Genomic DNA, 20885 nt, shown 5'->3' with positions numbered 1-20885 from the left:
TCGTCTAGAGGAGCAAGTCATGATATGGATTGGATGGATAATTGCAATAGCGGCGATAGCGGTGCTGACTTACATATGCTGGCTGCATGCAGTTATATTAAAACCTGGTAAAGCAGATGCGATTATTGTACTCGGCTATGTATCCAAAGATGGCCAAATACACCCCTTACTTAAGGAAAGACTAGATGAGGCTTACAAGCTATTTCGGCAGTATGGGCACAAATACATCATTGTATCGGGAGGAGCTGTTGGTTCACGTTGCTCGGAAGCAGAACTAATGAAGAAGTATCTGGTTGAGAAGGGCGTTCCGGCAAAAAGAGTGCTGGAAGAAGATAAGTCCTACAATACGGTTCAGAATTTAATTTTTAGCAAGCAATTAATGGAGCAGTACCAATTGAAATCTTTTATTATTATAACAAATTTATTCCATATCCGCCGCACAAAGTATATTATGAATCGTCTTGGCATAAAAGGCGGTTTCTGTGCTAATCGAAGTATTAGAAGCATAATTGCATTACAGCTGAAATTAACCTTTTTGGAAATTCGGGCATTTCGTTTAACGCTGCCGATTATTAGAAGGGCAATCAATGATCAAAACAATGGATAAAAAGGTGCTTGCTCGACTAATTTAGTAATCAAATTGAAAACGGTTACACGATTTTGGGGGGTGAGGCTTAAAAGGCCAAGTCCAGTAGTTATTTACAAATTATTTACCCTGATTTGATTGGCAATTAACAAAACACAGTTATGATTAAATAGTTAATCCAATTTATTTATTAATTAAAGGGGGAAGCAAAACAATGGTTAATGGAAAAATCAAACGAATAATGAGCACGGGTGTTGCAGCAATATTATCTTTAACAATGCTGGCTGCTTGCGGTGGAAACAGCGGAAAGAGCGAGCCTAGCCCAAGTACAACTCCTGCTGGCTCGGATAAGCCTGCTGCATCTGCAGAGGTAGAGGTTTATGAGAATGGATTGTCAAAAACTGAGAAAGTAACGCTGAAGGTAGGCTTTTTTGTAGGAGGATATGGCCGCGAGTGGTTCGATTATGCAGTTGAATCGTTCACAGCCAAGTATCCAAATGTCAAAATAGACATCACGGCTTCAGCTGATATGAAGACGATCCTTTCAACAAAAATCTCCGCAGCCAATGATAATGATATGTTTGATCTTTTCAATACAGCCCCAGCAGGAGGCATCGTATCGCTGGCTGAAGCAGGCAAGCTTGAGCCAATGGATGATATTTGGGAATACCCTCTTCCAGACGTGCCGGACAAAAAGGTTAAGGATCTTATGATGCCTGGCATGTATGAGTCAACGCAGTTGATTAATGGTAAAAGGTATGAGTTTACTACGGCGAGCAGCTTCGGTGGGCTGTTTTTCAACAAAAAGCTATTTGAAGAGCATGGCTGGAACCAAAACCCGAACACATGGGATGAGTTTAAAGCACTTCTAGCAGACATTAAAGCGGACGGCATTGCTCCAATTACGTTCCCGGGCATTCATCCAAGCTACCATAACTGGGCTTTCGGAACAGCCAAAAATTTTGAGCTGGCTGATATCAATGGACATGTCGACGAATTTATCAAAAATTATAGCACCTATGGCCTGCCGCAATATACAAATCCAGAGACGGTTGAAACCTGGACGCGCATATATGAGCTCGGTCAGCAAGGTTATTTTGCAGAAGGACTTCCTGCACTCAACCATACGCAATCGCAAATGCAGGTTATTCAAGGGCAAGCGGCGATGGTATCGACAGGGACTCATGTCGAGAATGAGATGAAGGAAGCAACGCCTGCGGATTTCGATTGGGGCTACATGGCTGTTCCTTTTAGAGATAGCACAGATCAGAAGCTTTGGATTCGAAGTGGAACTTCAAACTTTAATTATATTTGGGCGGCAAAGCCGGAGCTGAACAAAAAATGGGCCAAGGAATTGATCACATGGCTGGTTACACTAGAAAATCAACAATTTGCTGCCGAAAAAGCAGGCGCCCTGCCAATGCGCAAGGATTTAACGGAAGATCCTGCAAGGTCTGCTAAGCTTTCCAGCTCAGCCCAATCCGTTCTAAAGTACATTGCGGACAATAATGCTCAAACGTATAAAGCAAGCCGGTCTGTTAGTATTTCTGATCCGAATCTTGCTCAAGCAGAAAAATTAATGGATGAGAATATTGTGAAATTCGCTCTCGGCAAGCAGGATCCGAAACCAATTCTGGAGCAAGCTGAAGAGCTGCTGAAAAAAGCTGTAGAGGCAGAAAAGAAAAAATAAGACGTGATGGAGCGGGGAGGATTCATCTCCGCTCTTCTATTTTAAAATATAGGCTTCACACTGAAAATGACTTATAAACGTCTAGTAAGATAGGAGTTGACCTCTCGTGTCTAATTCAACTGTTGTGAAGACACCGCAGACCCCTGCACGAAAGATGGGTCTAGATAATGCGAAAACGCAGAAGTGGATATTTCTGTTCATAGCCATTGTACCTCCCTTTGGCGGCTATTTGCTTTTTACGTTGTTTCCGAACATTTTATCCGTTTATTATGCGCTGCTCGATTGGGATGGGTTTACGGATGCAACGTTTGTCGGACTATCTAATTTCATCACCGCATTTCAAGATAAATATGTGTGGCGCGCGCTTACCCACAACTTGATTTTTATGATAACAGTGCCCTTCTTTGTTATTATCATCTCTTTACTTCTTGCTTATTTAATTACAAATAAAACGTATAAAGAAAATAAATTTTTGAAGGTATTGTTCTTCTTTCCCAATGTATTATCTACGGTCGTAGTCGCTCTCCTCTGGGCTTTTATTTATGATGGCTCGTACGGTCTGCTGAATGGGCTTCTAAAATTCGTCGGAATTAATATCGGTAATTTCTATTGGCTGGGCAATGAAAGTACAGCGCTTGCGTCGATTATTCCAGCATGGGTGTGGGGCGGCGTCGGCTTGTATGTCATTATTTTCGCCAATGCGATGCTGGCCATTCCAAAGTCATTGTACGAGGCGGCGATTCTTGAAGGGGCCGGACATATGACGCGTTTGTTTAAAATTACAATGCCGCTCGTGACACCGATTATCCGCGTCAGCGCTTTGTTCCTCGTCGTCGGCACGATGAAGGGCTTCGAAATCATCCTTATTATGACGAATGGAGGGCCATACGGGTCGACGGACGTTATCGGTCTCTACATGTTTAATTTAGCTTTCGGCGAAGAGTATCGGAATTACGGCTACGCTTCCGCAGTCGGTATGATTCTGTTCGTTATATTAGTAACGGCGAAGCTGTTAATTGATAAATTTGTGCCGAACAAAGGCTACGAGTATTAGTTTCGATATGAAGGTTCGGAGGGATAAGTTTGAAGGAAAAACGAACGCTAATGGACGTTGTGTGGCGTGTGCTGCTTTATGCCTGGTCGCTGACCATTTTATTCCCGCTAGTTTGGGTTATCTATGAATCGCTGAAAAGCAATCCTGAGTTTTTTAAAGATATATGGGCTCTACCTTCAGAATTGAGATGGCAGAATTATACGAAAGCTTGGAATCAATACGGTTTTGGACAATCACTCTTAAATACCCTTTATTATGTCGGCGGAAGTCTAATGCTTGGTCTTTTCTTCACGACGATTAATGCTTATGCGCTTACTCGAATGAATTTCAAAGGAAGAAAATTGATTTGGGGCTTGATTATGCTGTCCCTGTTCCTGCCTGGCATCAATGCGCTTGTGCCTCAATATGTGATTATGCGCGAACTGGATTTGACCAATAGCTTAACCGGATTAATACTGCTGTCCAGTCTAGGGGAAAGTGTGTTCTACCTTATGCTGCTCGGGGGCTTTATGAGCTCTTTGCCTATGGAGCTTGAGGAAAGCGCAACGATGGATGGCGCTACTCTATTCCAAAAATTTTGGCGCGTTATCGTTCCTTTGTCCACGCCGGGAATTGTAACCGTTGGAGTATTTAAGTTCCTAGGTTTCTATAACAATTTCTTGGCACCTTTCATCTATTTAAGCGATCCAAAGAAATATCCGATTGCGGTGCAAATGTATTCCGCGAACAAGCAAATGGAATACACTGCGGATTGGGTAACTTTGTTTGCCGGCGTTACCATTGCCATGGTGCCATCGATCATTATTTACATTTTATTTCAAAAACTTCTTATGGAAGGCGCGACGATGGGAGCGGTGAAGGGATGAGTGTCATGCAGCAGGTAAAAGCAAAGTATAAGCTGATTGCATTGGATCTGGACGGGACTCTCTTGACAGATCGGGAGCAAATTACGGATGAGACTAAAAAATGGATTCAATATGCTGTAGATAACGGAGTCAAAGTCATATTTTCTACCGGAAGAGGCTTCCAAAATTCGAAGGGTTTCTGGGATGAGCTTGGGCTCGATTCCCCGATGGTGCTGCTAAATGGTGCAGAGATTTGGGAGGGACCGGGCAGGCTTAAAAACCGCGTCTTTATCCCTCGGGATACGATTCGCCGCATTCAGGGCATTGCTGCCGAAAGGGGCGAGTGGTATTGGGGCTATAGTGTGGAAAGCCTGACGGGTGCCAAGGACTGGACGCCGGAAATGTTCGAGCGGGATTGGATGAAATTCGGAATCGGCAGCAATGATCAACAGAAGCTTGCAGAAATAAAGGAAGAGTTGCTCAGCTGGGGGACGCTTGAGATTACCCGTTCTGCCCCTGTCAATATGGAGATTTCAGTAAAAGGCATTACAAAGGAAAGCGGAGTGCGCCAGGTTTGTCAGATGCTGGGCTTGTCTATGTCAGATGTTTTCGCTATAGGAGACAGCGATAACGACGCGAAGCTGCTGAAGGCGGCAGGTCTCGGTGTGGCGATGGGCAACGGCGAGGAGCATATCAAATCAATAGCGGACGTAATTACGGCTACTAACAACGAGGATGGCGTTGCTCAGGCAATTCGGAAGTATGTATTTCAAATTGAGTAGACACAGCAAACGTATGTTAATAAATATACTGGGGGAGTGGTTATAGATGGCCGTTCAATCGAAAGAGATAAACTTAGATCAACTGGGCGGAACTATATACCCAGAGACAAAAAATAGCGAACAGTTGAAATGGTATTCTCCGCTTGAGGCGCCCTTTCACATTGCAGGCTTCCACTGGCTTGCACAGGATGGGATTTATAGACGCCTGCCCCTTGCTTCCAGGGCTGTCTTGCCGCCAGCGGTTGATACGCTTGCTTATTGTACGGCAGGCGGACAAATTCGCTTTCGGACCAATTCCTCGCGATTGGTTATAAGGGTACGCCTTGCTGGGCCTGCCAATATGCATCATATGCCATCTACAGGGCAGTGCGGGTTTGATTGTTATCTTGGAGAGCCAGGAGAGCAGCACTTTATCTCCACGGCCATATTTAAGCCAACGGCAACTGAATACGAATCACAGTTATACCAATGGGACGTGCAAAAAAATGTGGCTGTCACCTTAAACTTTCCGCTCTACCAAGGGGTAGAGGAGGTATGGATCGGTGTAGATAAGGATGCTGTCATAAGCGATGCGCCTGCCTATGTAAGCAATAAGCCTGTTGTTATATATGGCACCTCGGTTACGCAGGGGGGGTGCGCATCCCGGCCCGGTATGGCTTATTCTAATATTCTCAGCCGTATGATTCCGGTAGAGTTCGTGAATCTTGGCTTTTCCGGAAATGGAAAGGGCGAGCCGGAGCTTGCGCATATCATTTCGGAAATCGATGAACCGGCGCTCTTCATTCTTGATTATGAAGGGAATACAGGCGAGGTGGAAAATATAACGCGTACGCTGCCTGAATTCATCCGTATTTTGAGAGCGCGGCATCCAGAAGTACCTATATTAGTTGTCTCTAGGATTCGCTATGCCGGAGACCGGTTCTATGAAGGGAAAAGGGAGCTTTATAATAGCCGCAGGCTGGTCCAAATCGAGAATGTTGAACAGAGGCAGGCAGAGGGGGACAATAATATCCACTTCGTTGATGGTACTAAGCTGCTAGGCGAGGATTCCGGAAGTGAGTGCACAGTTGATGGAGTACATCCAACTGATCTCGGATTTCTGCACATGGCAAAGTCGCTTGCGCCTGTCATTAGGCCATTGTTACGACTGTGAATAATAAAATAGATGATTTAAACAGCCTTCAGACTGCCATTTTTCGGTTTAGGGCTGTTTGTCATACGCTTCATGCAGCATTTAATAGTGACGCTTTAGGATCGTTTATGGATATCAGACACCTGATATTACACTTTGAGCCAAAAAGGAGAGGATCTTAATGAAGTCCAATAGTAGAAACCTGCCTTTAATCGTAATGGTTTGCTTTATTGCTGGAGTTGTTAGTCTTTGTTACGGCATTATGGCATTCGCGTCTTCTGAGAATGAAGATGGTGTTTCTAAAAAAGATAGAGCGGAGTACTTAGGCTCTACATTGTTCAAAGGCCACATGCATACCCACACCTCTCTCAGTGATGGGATATTGTTACCTGATGATGCTTACAATTTTGTGAAGGCTAATACAGATTTTGATTTTTATGCAGTGACTGAACACGACGTGACTTATGACATCAGTACGGGCAGTGATTTTATTACTAATGTTCAAGACTCTTATTCAGAAGAATACAAATTGCTGCATGAGCAATCAGATGCTCACAATAGTGATAACGAATTTATTACGCTGCCTGGTACGGAAGTCACTTGGTACGATGAATCGGGTCATATCAACTTATTTAATTCCGCATGGTTTGCAAGAACACATGGACTAGGTGCGGATGGCACGTGGGGCTGGAGCGACATAAAATACGATTTGCCAACCTTTTACGCAAGACTTGCCCAGGATCCTAATGCTATTGCTCAATTTAACCATCCACGTTCGTCAGGAAACTGGAGTTTCTCTGAATTTAAACACTATAACCGAGATGTTGACAGAAATCTTAATATGATAGAATACAAATCCTCAAATGATTTTGCAATCTATACCAAGGCATTGGATCGAGGCTGGCATATTTCTCCTGTGTTTGGCGGAGACGAGCACAAAGGGAATTGGGGTATGGTTCAACCCCATGTAACCGGTATGTGGGCAAACCATTTATCTAGAGAAGGCCTTTACGAGGCGATGCGAAATCACCGCACCTATGTATCATTTGATCGTAATTTAGAAATGGCGGTTTCAGCAAACGGTCAGATGATGGGGGCGATCCTTCCAGCTAGTACAAATGAAATTGAACTTTATGTACGGATAAATGACCCTGATGCTAACGATTATTTGGATAAAGTCGTTGTTTACAAAAACAGCGGCGAAATAGTCAAGGAGTACCGCAATATTGCCAGCAATCAATTTGAAATGGAAGAAACCTTTGCAAGCGCAGACGGGGATTATTTCATCGTTAGAGCTTTCCAAGCAGACGGTGAAGAAGCCATAAGTGCTCCAATTTGGATTGGTGACGAAACGAGAGGCACGGTGCATGCTCCTGAAATTACGGTCCATGGACAATATCCAGACACCATTGAGCTTGGAGATCAAGTAGAAGTGTTGAGCGCTTCGGCGAAGGATAATCGCGGTCAATCCTTATCGGTGGAAGCAACCGTTTTAAATGATAAGGGAGAAGTAGCCGTTGCAAATCAGCATTTCAAGGTCGATGTGTATGGGGAATATTTTATTAAGTATGCGGCAACCGATCATCAAGGAAATACACGTGTCGAACTTATCCGGTTACTTGTTGATCAACAAAATCTAGATGCCGATAAAATTCTTAATGAATTTCAACCAATCGTTAATATTGGTGCAAATGAACATGAAGTGGGAATTAATTTAGTGACAGATAAGGCATTAGAAGCATCGTATATTCAGTATAAACCTGAGTCTGAAGCGATGTGGGGCAATGCTGAAGTGGTACAAGCGGAAGTCTCTTATTTTCAAGTCGCCTATGGGGATACGTTTGCCAAGAGTAATTATCGTGTGCTTGCAGCTCATGAAGCTAATTTAACAGATCTCGACTTAGGGACTAAGTATGACTATCGGTATGGCATTTCACCGTCTGGACCTTGGAGCAGCAGTTATAGCTTTAGAACCGCGCCGGCTTCAGAGGAAGCCGTTATGTATGTAATGGGGGATCTTGAAGTTACAGAGCGAAAACCGGAAAGTTTCCGGCTCTTTAAAGATATGCTGGACGTTCTGAAGGAGAAAAATTCAAATGGACAGACTGTGATTCAAGTCGGAGACTTGGTCGAGCTTGGCGGCAATATGTATGCATGGGATGATGTGCTTAACAACATTTACAACAACGATATGGGCCTAATTTCTGCTCATATTGCGGGGGACCGTGAACGAGTGACGGATCGGAAATTTGGAGCATTTTCGGGATTTTTAAATTTGCCTAAAAACGGTGAAGGCAGTTACCTTGAAACGAATTATTCGTTTGATTATGGAGATATGCACATTGCTGTCATTAACTCTGTGTTAGATTTCGATAAGCAGCTGTCATGGCTGGAAAAAGATATGCGGGCAACCGATAAAAAGTGGAAAATTGTTATGGGGCATTATCCTTATTATGGCGGTCAATCTGGCGATGAGACCGGTATGAACATTATGAGAGTGAAATTGTCTCAAGCATTTGAACGGCTTGGCGTTAGTCTGTACATTGGCGGTCACGACCATGTGTATAAACGGACAACAATACGAAACGGTGTAAAAGATATATCCGAAGAAGCGATGAATCTGGGTACAACCTTTGTGACGGTTGGTTCATCAGGTCCAACGTTCTATGATAATAAATCATTTGATTGGGATCATATCGTTTATGATGAAAATAAGCAAACAGGTGTTATTTTAGAATCTAACGATCAATCTCTCACTTTGAAGGCTTATAACAACGACGGTGTTGAAATTGATTCATTTACGATTAAACAACCTGAAAATTATATGAACTTAACAAGCGCGATTGTAGAAAATAACGTCTTGAAGGGCGTTGGGGTATTAAATTACCCGAACTCGCTTGAACGTGTAACTATTATCGGTGAAAAGCGTGATCATACAGGTGAACAGCTGTTAGAAACGGTTATCCAGGAAGCAACGCTGGAACATCTCGGACGAGAACAAATCATCTTATTTGACAGCCCGCTTGCATTTGGCGATGAAAATACGATCGTCGTAAGACTGGTTAATAATCCAATCGACAGAGAGCCGTTAACGGATCCTTTAATAGCTAAAGAAGGAATGCTGGGTGATGGATCGGAAGATAACCCTTATCAAATTAAAAGTGCCAGCGGACTTAATAAAATGCATGAGTTCCCGGACAAACACTATATTTTAGATCGTGACATCGATGGTAATGGCATGTTTTTTGAAGCAATTGGCGCTAATGAAACTCCATTTACCGGGACGTTTGACGGGCAAGGACATACGATTACAGGCGTTATTGTTTCCTCAGGCGGTGCGGGTCTCTTTGCCGTTAATGAAGGGATTATTCGAAATGTAGGAATCATCAATGCTGACATCGATGTTCGCCGGAGTAATGTCGGGATTCTGGTTGATCAGAATGATGGAATAGTGGAATACGTCTACAGTACTGGATCGATTAGAGGCAATTCTACCGTTGGCGGGCTTGTGGGCTTCTCGAACGGTACCGTAAGAAACAGTTATTCAACAGCTCGTATCAGTGCTCGCGGAAAGCAAGCCGGCGGTATTATCGGGATTACAAATCGGGGCAGTGTCACAGAACAAGTCTATGCAATGGGAGCCGTTGTAGCAGAAGAATCAAATGCGGGCGGCATCAGCGGATACGGATATAACAATACGGTTATTCAAAATAGTATGGCATTAAATCCATCTATTGTTACAGGTACTGCATCTAATAGAATTGTCGGCAGAGTTTTAGCTGGAGATACCGCAACCTTAGTAAATAATTATGCAGATGAAAATATGTTTGTAAGCAGTGAGAATGTTACAGTGAACGATCCAAATAATGAAAAGGGACAGGGTGTAAGTATAGAAGCATTCACAAAGCCATCCTTTTTCGCGGAGACCCTCGGTTGGGACTTTGATTCTATCTGGATCTGGAATGAAGATGCGAAGCGCCCATTACTGCAAAGTAATTTGGAACAAATTAATGAAAATAATAGGCCAAAGCCGAAGCTTGATCAAAACGAAGATGGGTACTACATCATCCGTTCGATTAATGAATTAAAGACCATTTCAGAATTCCCGGATGAAAATTATATTTTGGAAAATGATCTAGATTTCGAAGGAAAGCTTTTTGAGCCTTTATTTAAAGGGATGCCTTTCCTTGGCGTTTTTGATGGAAATAATAAATCCTTATACAATTTTAAATCAGAAAATGGCGGCTTATTCCATCTTAATGGCGGAACGGTTAAAAACGTAGCCATGATAGATGCCAGCGTCACTGGCGGGAGTAATATAGGCATACTCGTCAATACGAACAATGGAAAGGTAGAGAATAGTTTTGTGACGGGCTCAATCGCAGGCTCCAGCACAGTGGGCGGTCTAGCGGGCTATTCCAATGGCATTGTGAGAAACAGCTATTCTACTGCAGATGTAACTGCGCAGCTGAACCAAGCTGGCGGTCTAATCGGAATTACAAACTCGGGCAGTTTAACGGAAAATGTATACGCGTCCGGAGCTGTTCTGGCGCTTAGAAGCAATGCAGGCGGAGTGACTGGCTATGGCTATAATGATACGGTTGTCAGAAATGTCATTGCTCTTAACCCTTCAGTCGTCACGCCGACCATGGCGAACCGTGTGGTGGGACGCGTTCTTGCCGGGCATACTGCGACGCTTGAGAATAACTATGCTTTTGACGGCATGATTGTGGATAAAGAAGGCGAAAGTATAGGAGCTGCTGATAACAGAAAAGGTTTAGGACTATCCCAGCAAGAGGTTGAAAACCCTAGTACGTATACCGACAGGTTGAAATGGGATTTTGAGTCGGTTTGGATGTGGAATGATGCTTTAAAACGTCCGGTATTAAGCAGTAATCCTGAAGAGGCAAAAGAGCCAGTAGTGCCACTGGAGAGAAATGAAGCAGGTTATTACAAAATCAAATCCATCGCAGATTTGAACGTTATGGAAGTCTTCCCGGCAGAAAAATTTATTTTAGATAATGATTTGGATTACTCTGGGCAAACGGCGGAATCACTTTTTAAAGTTGTACCTTTCACCGGTGTTTTGGATGGCGACGGGAAGAAAATATATCATTTTAATTCTTCGAGCGGCGGTTTATTCCATCTCAATGGCGGAGTGATTAAAAATATAGCTATGATCGATGCCAGCGTCACTGGCGCGAGTCGAATAGGTATACTCATCAACACGAACAATGGTGAGTTAGAGAATAGTCTTTCAACAGGCTCAATTACAGGCTCCAGCACTGTAGGCGGCTTGGTAGGCTATTCCAATGGTATCGTAAGAAACAGCTATTCTACCGCGGATGTAACCGCTCAGGTAAGTCAGGCCGGCGGCCTAATTGGAATTACGAACACAGGCAGCTTAACAGAAAACGTGTATGCGTCTGGAATCGTTCGGGCGATTACGAGCAATGCGGGCGGAGTGACTGGCTACGGGTATAATGATACGGTCGTCAGAAATGTCATTGCCCTGGGCCCTTCGGTTACAGCGCCAACTATGGCAAACCGTGTGATGGGACGAGTTCTTGCGGGGCACACTGCTACTCTCGAAAATAATTATGCATTTGACGGCATGATTGTGAATAAAGAAGGTGTGGCTGAAGGAGCATTAACAACCCTTAAAGGACTTGGACTTTCCGAAATTGAAGTGGAAGACCCGTTAACCTATATGGACAGGTTAGGGTGGGACTTTAACGATATTTGGTTATGGGATGATGTTGCTAAACGACCTGTTTTACAATCTGTATCAGAAAACGATGAAGAACCGATTACACTGACTGAGCTTGAATTCGAAGGGCCGGCTGCACTGGTTGTTGGAGAGAGTGATAAAACGACGACTACCGCTGTGTACAGCGATGGAAGCCGTGAAAAGGTGGAGACAAACGTCACCTATACAAGCAGTAATCCAAGTATAGCGGAGATCAGCGCTGCTGGTGTAATAACGGCGAAGTCGGAAGGGACCGTACTTATCACGGCGGAGCACGAGGGCTTAGTTTCATCCTATGAGCTGATCGTTGTCAAGCCTGAGCCTGAAAAGCAGCTGATTCGCTTGGAGCTTAGCGGATTGGATCCGCGTATGCAAGTGAAAGGTACCTTAAGCTTAGTCCTTACCGCAATCTATGATGATGGAACAAGACAAACGATAAGCGATGGTGTAACGTATACAAGCAGCAAGCCGCGGGCAGCAACTGTATCTGAATATGGTGTAGTAACTGCTCATCACCCAGGTGCAGTAACGATTACCGCTACTTATCAAGGAAAAACAGCTACCTATAAGGTAAGAATTAACGCAGCGGGCGGTATTTCCTTTTAAAATTGAGCTTCGTTTAAAATCAAATCGGCCAATTCTGGCCGAATAACGAACACTTCCAGGAAGACTGTTGATTCATTGTAGGCAACGATTGGAAGCAATGGCCAATTTTATCCTTCCAAGGGTTATTATTCAGAAAAATTGGACTACAACAGCGGTCGGAATCCCAATCTTGATCGCAGTGGCACACCTTTCTATTGCTTGTTGCCCTATTACAATTAATCGCAGTCTCCTAGGATTCGGTACGTTTTTCAGCACATCCCGTAGCTATATGTATCGGATCAGTCGCAGTCGATACCGGTGACGGTTGCCAGACTGCGACGCCTTTGCAGCAAAGCGTGGTTTACACAAAAACACTTTTGCTGTAGCATTTAATATTGAAATTGAGAAGAAGCTTTACTATAATTTGGTTATTTCTATTTATAATGGAGGGAACAGAATGAAAGCAGCAAAGCCGCTTGTAATTGCGCATCGCGGTGCCTCGGCGGAGGCTCCTGAAAATTCATTAGCAGCATTTATGCTGGGTGTTATGCAGGAATGCGATATGATCGAGCTGGACGTTCATCTTACGAAGGATAAGCAGGTCGTCGTTATTCATGACCATACTTTAGAACGCACGACTAATGGTGTTGGTGAAATTGCTAATCTGAATTATGAAGATATTAAAGGTTATGATTGCGGCAAGTGGTTTAGCGATCAGTATGCTGGAGAATATGTTCCTTTGCTTGAAGAAGTGTTGACGAAGGTGCCAGCAAATGTACAGTTTAATGTAGAAATAAAAGCCGCTGAAACACCAGGCATGGTAAGCTGCTTAATTGATGTTTTAAGAAAAACGGACCGCATCGGAAGCACAGTCGTATCTTCGTTCCACTTTGGCTGCTTGGCGGAATTGAAAAAACAATTGCCTGAAATCCGCATTGGCTTGCTTTATCATCCTGAGGTTGCGGATTTCAAAAAGTTTGAGGAGGAATCGGGAGTCGAGGTGTTTTCACTTCATCCGCACTTCCCGCTTGTAACGGAATCCTATATGGACATTGCAAATGCCGCTGGCAAAACCGTTTATCCTTGGACAGTTGATGGGGAAGCTGACTTGAGAAAACTCATTGATTTAGGAGTAGCGGGTATTATAACAAATAAGCCAGGTTTTTTAAGAATGATACTGGATAAATAATTAAAGAAGGGCTCTCGCTGGGCCCTTCTTTTGTTGTAGTTTAGGAAATTATGCATTCATTAATGCACATGGTGCAACAGGGACGATGATGGTGTAGTTCTGTATGTTTGGCGTACGGTGCGGCCGTTGAGCTCGATTGGATCCTAATGATGCGGACACTGATGTCCGTTAGCGCTCAATTTTCGCCAACTTCCACTTTCTAGCGGACAGAAATGTCCGTCAGCGAGAAGAAAGCTAGAGAATTCGATGGAGTTTTCTTCTAATGGTCATAAGTGTCCGCATAGGCAACAAAAAGACTGCTTTTTGGTTCTAACGGTCATGGATGACCGCACCGCCATTAGCGACGCATCGTTTTGTTCTAGAAATAGGGACTACACATTTTCTGATGGAAGTTTGAAAGTAACCTGGAAAGACGTTCCGCTATTGCTTGAACTCTCGGCTGTCCACGTACTCCATTCTGAAGTCAAAGCTGTACAGTTGAAAAAGGAAAAGCCGGCGGAAGAGTAACCGTCGGCTAGCAAGTTAGGTCACCAATAGGCGACTTTGTTCCTTTTACACGAAGGCAGCACAGCGAATGGCCGCCACCCTTAGCAGATAGCGGATGTATTAAGTCCGCGATTCTAGATGGAAGATAATCATTCGATTAACCGCGTTCATAGGCAACAGGAAAACAGTCCCCGGCGAAAAGCTCCCCTTCGTTAGGTTTGGCTAGTATGACCGCAATGTTGTCCTCCGAGGCTGTTCCCGACTTGTAGCGGGTATTCTCGGACATAAGGTGAATGGCGAGCGAGCGCCGGGGAGCAGCGGTTACATTCGGGCCGCTTCCGTGGAACGTCAAGGCGTGGTGGAAGCTGACCTGTCCTGCCTTCATATTGAGAGGAACGGGCGCGAATGTTCGCCCATCGGACTTACGAAGCGCTTCATCCTGTTTTTGTAAATCCTGTTCGTGAAAATCGCTTACATTGCATAGTCCCCATTTATGGCTGCCGGGTACAGCCTGCATACAGCCGTTGTCTAGAGTCACATCATCAAAAGCGACCCAAGCCGTAATCAACGTCGGTTCTGCGGCACATTGCCAGAAAAAGTAGTCTTGATGCCAGCCTACATTGGCGCTAGCCTGCGATGCTGGATCGCCCGGCTTATACAACAACTGATCGTGCCAGACGCGCACGCTGTTCGCTGCCAGCAGTGTGGCAGCGATCTCGCCGATTTGGGGATTAGTCGCTAATTGGCGAATCGTATCATCTGCCCAATGGCTGTTATTCGCTTGGCGCAATCCTGGTCCTCCGCTCCAATTCGACCAAGGGGCCCGCCCTGTAGTATATTCGCCGTTAAACACGCTATCCATACTCAACCTTAATTGTTCCAACTGCTCATCGCTAATTAACTTGGGAGAAATCCAATAGCCGTTTTCCTGATAAAACTCAAAATCATCTTTACTGAGTAGATTGCTAGTATGCATGCTTGCAGCTCCTCTCTAATTGTGCTTAGACAAAGTATAATCGAAAGTACATACGCTGTATGTCACGTCAATGCTCCCTAACTTAACGTTTTTGAACATATTGCTCGGCCTAGTCTGCTTCACGATATTGACGGGGAGATTGACCTGTGCAACGCTTGAAAAACATACTGAATTGATGGATGGAGTGGAAGCCCAAATCCTCCGCGATTTCGGTAATGGGGATGGAGGTTTCACGCAGCCAATACTTTGCTCTATCGCAGCAAAATCGGCGGATATACTCGCCGAGAGATATGCCCATCGCACGTTTGAACTGCCGGTCAAGATGAGTTCTGCTCCAATATACTGCTTGTGCCAATTTATCAACATTCAGACGCAAGCCAGCTTGTTGGTGGATCAGATCCATAACTAAGCGTATTTCTGGTGTAAGCGGCAAGGTGTTGTTTTCATATGCGACATGCCGCTTGAATTGTCTGAGAGTGGTGATCAGAAACTGGTTGAACAGACTCGTGACCATGTAATCATTCCAGCTTTCTGCAGATTGAACCTCATCGAGCATCGCGTTGAATAGCTGTCTGGCTATGCATTCTTGCGAGGATTTGATCGTATGCTCAGTCAGCGAATAAAATTCGGTCTCCAGATGGTGCATATGCGTCAACGTGAATCCAAGATAGTAGAGAGTATAAGGGCGACCGCCGCTTGCAGCCCCTTGATGAATATCTCCGGGTTTCGCTAGAAACAAAGCGCCTTCCTCCACCGGATAGAACTTGTCGCCTGCAGTAAACCAGCCCTGCCCCTGGCTGATATAGCAAATTTCAAAGTGATTGTGATAGTGGGCAGGCACATACCAAGTTTCGTTCCGGTTGACGCCGATATAGGCTAGGCTGTTCAATTGTTGATGGAAAGGCAGGTGGAAGCAAATCTCCTGATCGTTGCTGGCAATTCTGGAGAGGGTCGGTGTTTCGAACCTCGCAATCACTTGCTGACTGTTATCTTTCACGCAAATCCCCCCATATTTAGGCGTATGTTGTCGCTATTCAGTGTCGACAATTAATGATATGATAACTCATAGGACGAAGTTTGTCCCTCTTAATGAAAGTGCTTACTTGTATGTAAGATCCTGCAAACAAGGAGGAATTTCACTTGAAGCTGATCAGAGTTGAAGAGGACATGTTATCTCGAAAGAACGTGCACACGTTTATGTCGACTTCTGAAATGCAAGAGCAGTTGTCCTTGAAATTGTATAAAATTAATGAAACTTACGAAGCCTATCGACTTGACCATACGCATGACTATTTTCAGATCTGGTATGTCAATAAAGGCGAGTTTATGCATTCAATCGACCGCCACAAGTACAGAATGGTCAGAGGCAACCTGTTCGTTATTCCCCCGTTTGCCGTTCACCGTGTGGATCTGATTCCCGGCAAAGAGTTCGAGATCTACGGTTGCGAATTTCTTCCGCAATTTATTAATGATCGTTTCGACCAATTGCCGTTTAACAAGGACGTTTTCGATTTTGCCTATCTGGAGCATTTTCTCGTCGATGACGATGAGATTACACCGAAAATCGCTCTCGCCGGGCAGATTGATATCGATGTAAAGCAGCTACTCGAAGAGATGTTTAACGAATATCAGACTAGAAGGGCTTATTTCGAATTGGCCCTAAAAGGGAGCTTGCTGAAGCTGCTATCGATTATTATGCGTGAATATGCGTTGGGCGCTAATCAGGAATTAAACAATAAGCTTGATAAATATCGCCATGCAATCACCTCGGTGCTTGATGAACTCAAGGAGCGTTATCACGAGGATATCACGCTTGAGGAGATCTGCAAGAAGGCGCTGCTTTCAAAAACTTATTTTTACATTTTGTTCAAGCACTTTGTGGGCAAAACGTTCAATGAGTACATCATAGAGCTGCGTGTTCAGAAAGCGATGTCTCTGCTGCAGTCGAATTTGTCGGTCACGGACGTCTGTTTTTCCGTCGGATTTAATAGCGTATCTTATTTTTCGCGTGTGTTCAAAAAGATAACAGGCGTTTCTCCGTCCAACTATAAGAAAAACGCATTGATGTGAGGGGAGGGGGCGAGAATGAGAGCATAAAACATCCGCCGCCTGCCCCGCTGCTTATTCCAAAATAAAACCTTTAAAATCCACCCGTTGCAATGCTCCTGTGAAAACCTCCTGTCTATAAAGACCCAGCACCACATAGGCTGCTGTTCCGCCAAAATCCTATTCCAAGATCATTGGGCGAAGTGATGTCTCTCGCTTAACGTGTTTTCCGTCCAATCCGTCGTATTGGCGCCATCCACCGTACTGTCACCGAAAAAAGCGACCGGAAATTTACTCCCCTGCAGCCATACCGCCCAAGCATCATTTAATGTGTAAATTGTTCGCGGTATCAATGCTTCGGTATCATGCATAGTCCCACTCCCCAATCATTTATTGTCCATACATGCAGAATAGCACAACGACTAGTATCGCGGCAGTGAATAATAAGTTTGAAGAAATGTGCAAGTCGGGTGGAATCGGAGTAAAGCATTTGCAGCGGAGAACCGATATAATGACGTCATTAACTTCTGAGAGCTCTGCTGATACAGAAGTTGAAACTACTAGGAAAAGGGGAATGATATGTGCGCAAGTCAAAACTTTTTCTCATTTTATTGTTAACGCTTACATTAGTTTGGATTACGGCATTCAGCAAATCGAACACGCCAACAAATGCAGCCAGCCCGAGCGGTTCAGACATTTTCGACGACCCGAATTTTGTTCAGCCCGATTACCCGATCGACGACTACCTTAAAGCCGTCGTTAAAAGGGACGGCGAAAGGAAGATGATCTCAAAGGGTGCGGCGTACAGCTCCGACTTCCTGTCCAGCGAGCATTATCCCGATAACGAAGGCAAGGAATTAACCGACGGTCAGCGCGGTCAGCTTAATTTTATGGACCCCGAATGGACCGGCTTTGAGCTTAAGGGAGAGTCGGGACTGACATTAACGCTTGATTTGGGCGAAATGACAGACGGCATATCCGATATCGAGCTGTCCGTCCTCAGCTGGGCTAGTATCGGGGCGACGGCTCCCGATTCGGTCAAGTTTTCTTTCTCAAACGATGGAGAGAGCTTTATTGACCTAGGAACCACCTATATGTCGGGAAATAACATCGGAGTATACGATGAGCTGTTCACCCTCAGGTTAGGCAAGTCAGTTTCGGCAAGGTATATAAGGGCAATATTGCCGGCAGGAAGCTGGTGGTTATTTATGGATGAATTTGCAGTCTACACATACGAAGAAAAGGTTCAGACCGAAATACCCGTATACGGTGATTTAGGCAAGCTGCTTTATACCTCGGAACCGATCGCCAAGGTTGAGAATGAAACTTTTTGGGACTCTTCCGAAAACGACTACGAAAACGAGATCAACCTCGTAAAGGGACTTATCCAAAAAGTTTATGTCCCTCTCCCGCTGACCGACAGGTATTATACATCGTACAAAAACAGTACCGCCGATAGTCCTTTTTTGACCGACGGTATTAAGGACAGCAGTATATGGTCGGACAAATACTATAAATCCGTTCACGGCATCGAGCGCAATATCGTTTTTGACCTTACGAAAACTTCCGTTGTTTCTGGCGTAAACATCGGCATCGCGCAAAACGGCGCGTCAGGCATTTATCCTCCCCGCCTCGTAGAGGTTTGGCTTTCCGACAACGGAGTTGAATGGGAAAAGGTCTACCATCACGGAGCCGTAACCGGTCCAGACAATTCGAGATTCGACTTCAGGATCGACCTTGATAAAAAGTATAAAGCAAGGTTTATCAATATAAAATTGGGTATTTCCACCTTTGTGTACCTTGACGAGATCGAGGTTTTCGGCACGAAAAAGGTCGGCGGCGACGCGGTCGCTTTGAGACCAACAGGAAGCTTTGAAACAGAATTCAAAGGAGATTATGTCCGCCCCAACGAGGAAATATACTCCGGCGCGCAGCATGTGTTGCTCGCCCCGTTTATGAAGGATGCCTCAAAGCCCTCCGAAGGGATAACAGCCGAGCAATGGCTGCCTTATATCGCGTACCTCGACAAATCCGGCGCTGTTAAAGACACGATGTTTGACTCTGTCCTGATGGGCGAGTACAACACAACCTTCGGCAGTCAAAGGGATGCGGCGTCGCTGCGGAACTATATCGAAAACCTTTTTTCAGAAGGATATAATCTCGACGCTCTCGACAGTGTCGCGGAAGATGTCAAAAAGGCGTTAGGGCTTAAAGAGCTTAAAATCCCCGTAACGCTCAGCCTGCCGAGCCTGAACAGGAACTTTGTCAGCGGCGACTATAACGGCGACGGCGTTGTGGAGAATTTGTCTACGCTCGAGGGACTGAAAGCAGTCGCGGACTGGTTTATGAGCGAGGTCGAAAAGAGCTTCGGCGACGCCGAGTATAAAAACCTTGAATTCCACGGGTATTATTGGATGCATGAAGCCGTCGAATACCAGATGCCCTTTGAAACAGATCTTATCAGATATATTTCCGACAAAAGTCAGGAAAAGGGTTATCTGCTGTCCTGGATACCGTGGAACAACGCGAGCGGTTACCAAGAATGGGATAAGCTTGGTTTCGGCGTGACCTCGATGCAGCCGAACTACGCTTGGTATGACCATTCTAAAGAAGTCATAGAAGAAATCGCGATGGAAGCGAAGCTGCTCGGAATGAGCGTCGAGATTGAGATCCATCCGTCCGCGCCTTTTTCCAAACACTATTTCGATAATTATGCCGAATACCTCAGGGGCGGTATAGATTACGGATATATGGACGCGATCAACTTCTATTATCAGGGCGGAATGCCCGGCGAGTATTATGTCTCGTATTCGGATGGCAGCCTTTACGGTAGGGCTATTTACGATTATACCTACAGGTATATCAAGGGTACGCTGATCGCCGAAAAGCTGACCGACAGCGACCGTACGGTAAATCTGTTCGCGGGCAAGAGTTATAACGGCAAGCTTAACGAAGCTGAAGCCGAGCATGTCTTTTATGAGCTTGGGGTATCCCCGACTTACGGAAGTGTCAAGCTCAGCCCGAACGGTGATTTTACTTATATACCGATGGACGGTTTTGAAGGCAACGACTCGTTTACCTACACCTGCTACAACGGCTTTTCGGAGCAAAAGGATGTGAACGTAACGATCAAGGTCAGAAAAGAACTCGTCGAAAGCAGCGATGCTGATCTGAAACAGCTGAGCGTCGACGGCAAACCGATATTGGGCTTTGACCCGGCTGTCACGAGCTACACGGTCCATGTGCCGTATGCGAAGACATCGGTATCGATTGCAGCAGACGCGCACGATACGAAAGCAAAAGTGGCTATTGCAGGCGGCCACAATCTGGCGGTCGGCGCCAACGCCGTCACGGTCACCGTCACTGCGCAGGATAGCTCGACGAAAACGTATACGATCAACGTAATCCGGCAAGCGGCTGTGCTTGTCACTGCCGTTGACAATGGCAATAAGCAGACAACGGTACGCTTCCCTATCAAATCCGCCAACGGCAAGGGGTACTCGGTATATCTCTCCGAAAGCGGAGTCAACGGCAGCTTCAAGCGGTACGATAATGTCAATTACAACGCCAAGGGTGTGAACATCAAGAAGCTGACAAATGGCAATACCTATTATGTGTATATCACGTATGAGGAAAACGACATGGTAACGATGCAGAGTGCGGTGATCGAGCTCAAGCCCCAATGAGCGCATCAACCGCACAAAATGGAAGAGCAGTAAAATGAACATGCCAAAGGAGAATCTACGATCTATGCCGAAACGTCCA

The 20885-nt window shown here is 45.0% G+C and carries 13 protein-coding genes; 10 read left to right on the top strand and 3 right to left on the bottom strand.

The window, feature by feature from the left end:
* Positions 1-19 precede the first annotated feature (19 nt).
* The 8 genes from V1L65_RS02160 to V1L65_RS02125 all read left to right on the top strand — a co-directional run bounded on the left by V1L65_RS02160 (position 20) and on the right by V1L65_RS02125 (position 13612).
* A complete protein-coding gene (locus V1L65_RS02160; RefSeq protein WP_331697422.1) occupies positions 20-607 on the top strand; it encodes a YdcF family protein in 588 nt (195 codons plus the stop codon).
* Positions 608-800: 193 nt separating this feature from the next.
* On the top strand, positions 801-2276 hold the full coding sequence (locus V1L65_RS02155) for an ABC transporter substrate-binding protein (protein ID WP_331697421.1): 1476 nt from the start codon (positions 801-803) through the stop codon (positions 2274-2276).
* A 106-nt stretch (positions 2277-2382) separates the two neighbouring features.
* Entirely contained in the window at positions 2383-3330 is a 948-nt protein-coding gene (locus V1L65_RS02150; RefSeq protein WP_331697420.1) for a carbohydrate ABC transporter permease, read from the top strand.
* A 29-nt stretch (positions 3331-3359) separates the two neighbouring features.
* On the top strand, positions 3360-4196 hold the full coding sequence (locus tag V1L65_RS02145; protein ID WP_331697419.1) for a carbohydrate ABC transporter permease: 837 nt from the start codon (positions 3360-3362) through the stop codon (positions 4194-4196).
* A complete protein-coding gene (locus V1L65_RS02140) occupies positions 4193-4957 on the top strand; it encodes a Cof-type HAD-IIB family hydrolase (RefSeq protein WP_331697418.1) in 765 nt (254 codons plus the stop codon). The genes V1L65_RS02145 and V1L65_RS02140 overlap by 4 nt, the downstream gene beginning before the upstream one ends.
* A 46-nt stretch (positions 4958-5003) precedes the next feature.
* Entirely contained in the window at positions 5004-6110 is a 1107-nt protein-coding gene (locus tag V1L65_RS02135; protein ID WP_331697417.1) for an SGNH/GDSL hydrolase family protein, read from the top strand.
* 160 nt (positions 6111-6270) lie between these two features.
* Positions 6271-12444: a CehA/McbA family metallohydrolase gene (locus V1L65_RS02130; RefSeq protein WP_331697416.1), complete on the top strand. Its 6174-nt coding sequence runs from the start codon at positions 6271-6273 to the stop codon at positions 12442-12444.
* A 436-nt stretch (positions 12445-12880) separates the two neighbouring features.
* Positions 12881-13612: a glycerophosphodiester phosphodiesterase gene (locus V1L65_RS02125; RefSeq protein WP_331697415.1), complete on the top strand. Its 732-nt coding sequence runs from the start codon at positions 12881-12883 to the stop codon at positions 13610-13612.
* Positions 13613-14255: 643 nt separating this feature from the next.
* Here V1L65_RS02125 and V1L65_RS02120 read toward each other — a convergent pair.
* Positions 14256-15074, bottom strand: a complete 819-nt coding sequence (locus tag V1L65_RS02120; RefSeq protein WP_331697414.1) for a phytanoyl-CoA dioxygenase family protein — start codon at positions 15072-15074, stop codon at positions 14256-14258.
* 109 nt (positions 15075-15183) lie between these two features.
* Positions 15184-16050, bottom strand: coding sequence for an AraC family transcriptional regulator (locus V1L65_RS02115; RefSeq protein WP_331697413.1), 867 nt, complete (start codon positions 16048-16050; stop codon positions 15184-15186).
* 164 nt (positions 16051-16214) lie between these two features.
* Between V1L65_RS02115 and V1L65_RS02110 the strand changes: the two genes are divergently transcribed.
* Entirely contained in the window at positions 16215-17144 is a 930-nt protein-coding gene (locus tag V1L65_RS02110; RefSeq protein ID WP_331697412.1) for an AraC family transcriptional regulator, read from the top strand.
* Between the two features lie 167 nt (positions 17145-17311).
* Here V1L65_RS02110 and V1L65_RS02105 read toward each other — a convergent pair whose 3' ends face one another.
* Positions 17312-17491, bottom strand: a complete 180-nt coding sequence (locus tag V1L65_RS02105) for a hypothetical protein (protein WP_331697411.1) — start codon at positions 17489-17491, stop codon at positions 17312-17314.
* Positions 17492-17701: 210 nt separating this feature from the next.
* Between V1L65_RS02105 and V1L65_RS02100 the strand changes: the two genes are divergently transcribed.
* Complete coding sequence (locus tag V1L65_RS02100) at positions 17702-20806, top strand: DUF4855 domain-containing protein (protein WP_331697410.1); 3105 nt, start codon at positions 17702-17704, stop codon at positions 20804-20806.
* Positions 20807-20885: the final 79 nt, after the last annotated feature.

Origin of the sequence: Paenibacillus sp. IITD108, assembly GCF_036541265.1 — a bacterium.
Lineage (GTDB): Bacteria > Bacillota > Bacilli > Paenibacillales > Paenibacillaceae > Pristimantibacillus.
The sequence above is the reverse complement of the archived record's forward strand: the minus strand, read 5'-3'. Positions and strand labels throughout refer to the sequence as shown.

What these genes read in the sequence shown, in the direction of transcription:
- V1L65_RS02105 (WP_331697411.1), bottom strand. Translation starts at nt 17,491, where the DNA reads ATGCATGATACCGAAGCATTGATACCGCGAACAATTTACACATTAAAT.
- V1L65_RS02155 (WP_331697421.1), top strand. Translation starts at nt 801, where the DNA reads ATGGTTAATGGAAAAATCAAACGAATAATGAGCACGGGTGTTGCAGCA.
- V1L65_RS02120 (WP_331697414.1), bottom strand. Translation starts at nt 15,074, where the DNA reads ATGCATACTAGCAATCTACTCAGTAAAGATGATTTTGAGTTTTATCAG.
- V1L65_RS02130 (WP_331697416.1), top strand. Translation starts at nt 6,271, where the DNA reads ATGAAGTCCAATAGTAGAAACCTGCCTTTAATCGTAATGGTTTGCTTT.
- V1L65_RS02140 (WP_331697418.1), top strand. Translation starts at nt 4,193, where the DNA reads ATGAGTGTCATGCAGCAGGTAAAAGCAAAGTATAAGCTGATTGCATTG.
- V1L65_RS02135 (WP_331697417.1), top strand. Translation starts at nt 5,004, where the DNA reads ATGGCCGTTCAATCGAAAGAGATAAACTTAGATCAACTGGGCGGAACT.
- V1L65_RS02125 (WP_331697415.1), top strand. Translation starts at nt 12,881, where the DNA reads ATGAAAGCAGCAAAGCCGCTTGTAATTGCGCATCGCGGTGCCTCGGCG.
- V1L65_RS02160 (WP_331697422.1), top strand. Translation starts at nt 20, where the DNA reads ATGATATGGATTGGATGGATAATTGCAATAGCGGCGATAGCGGTGCTG.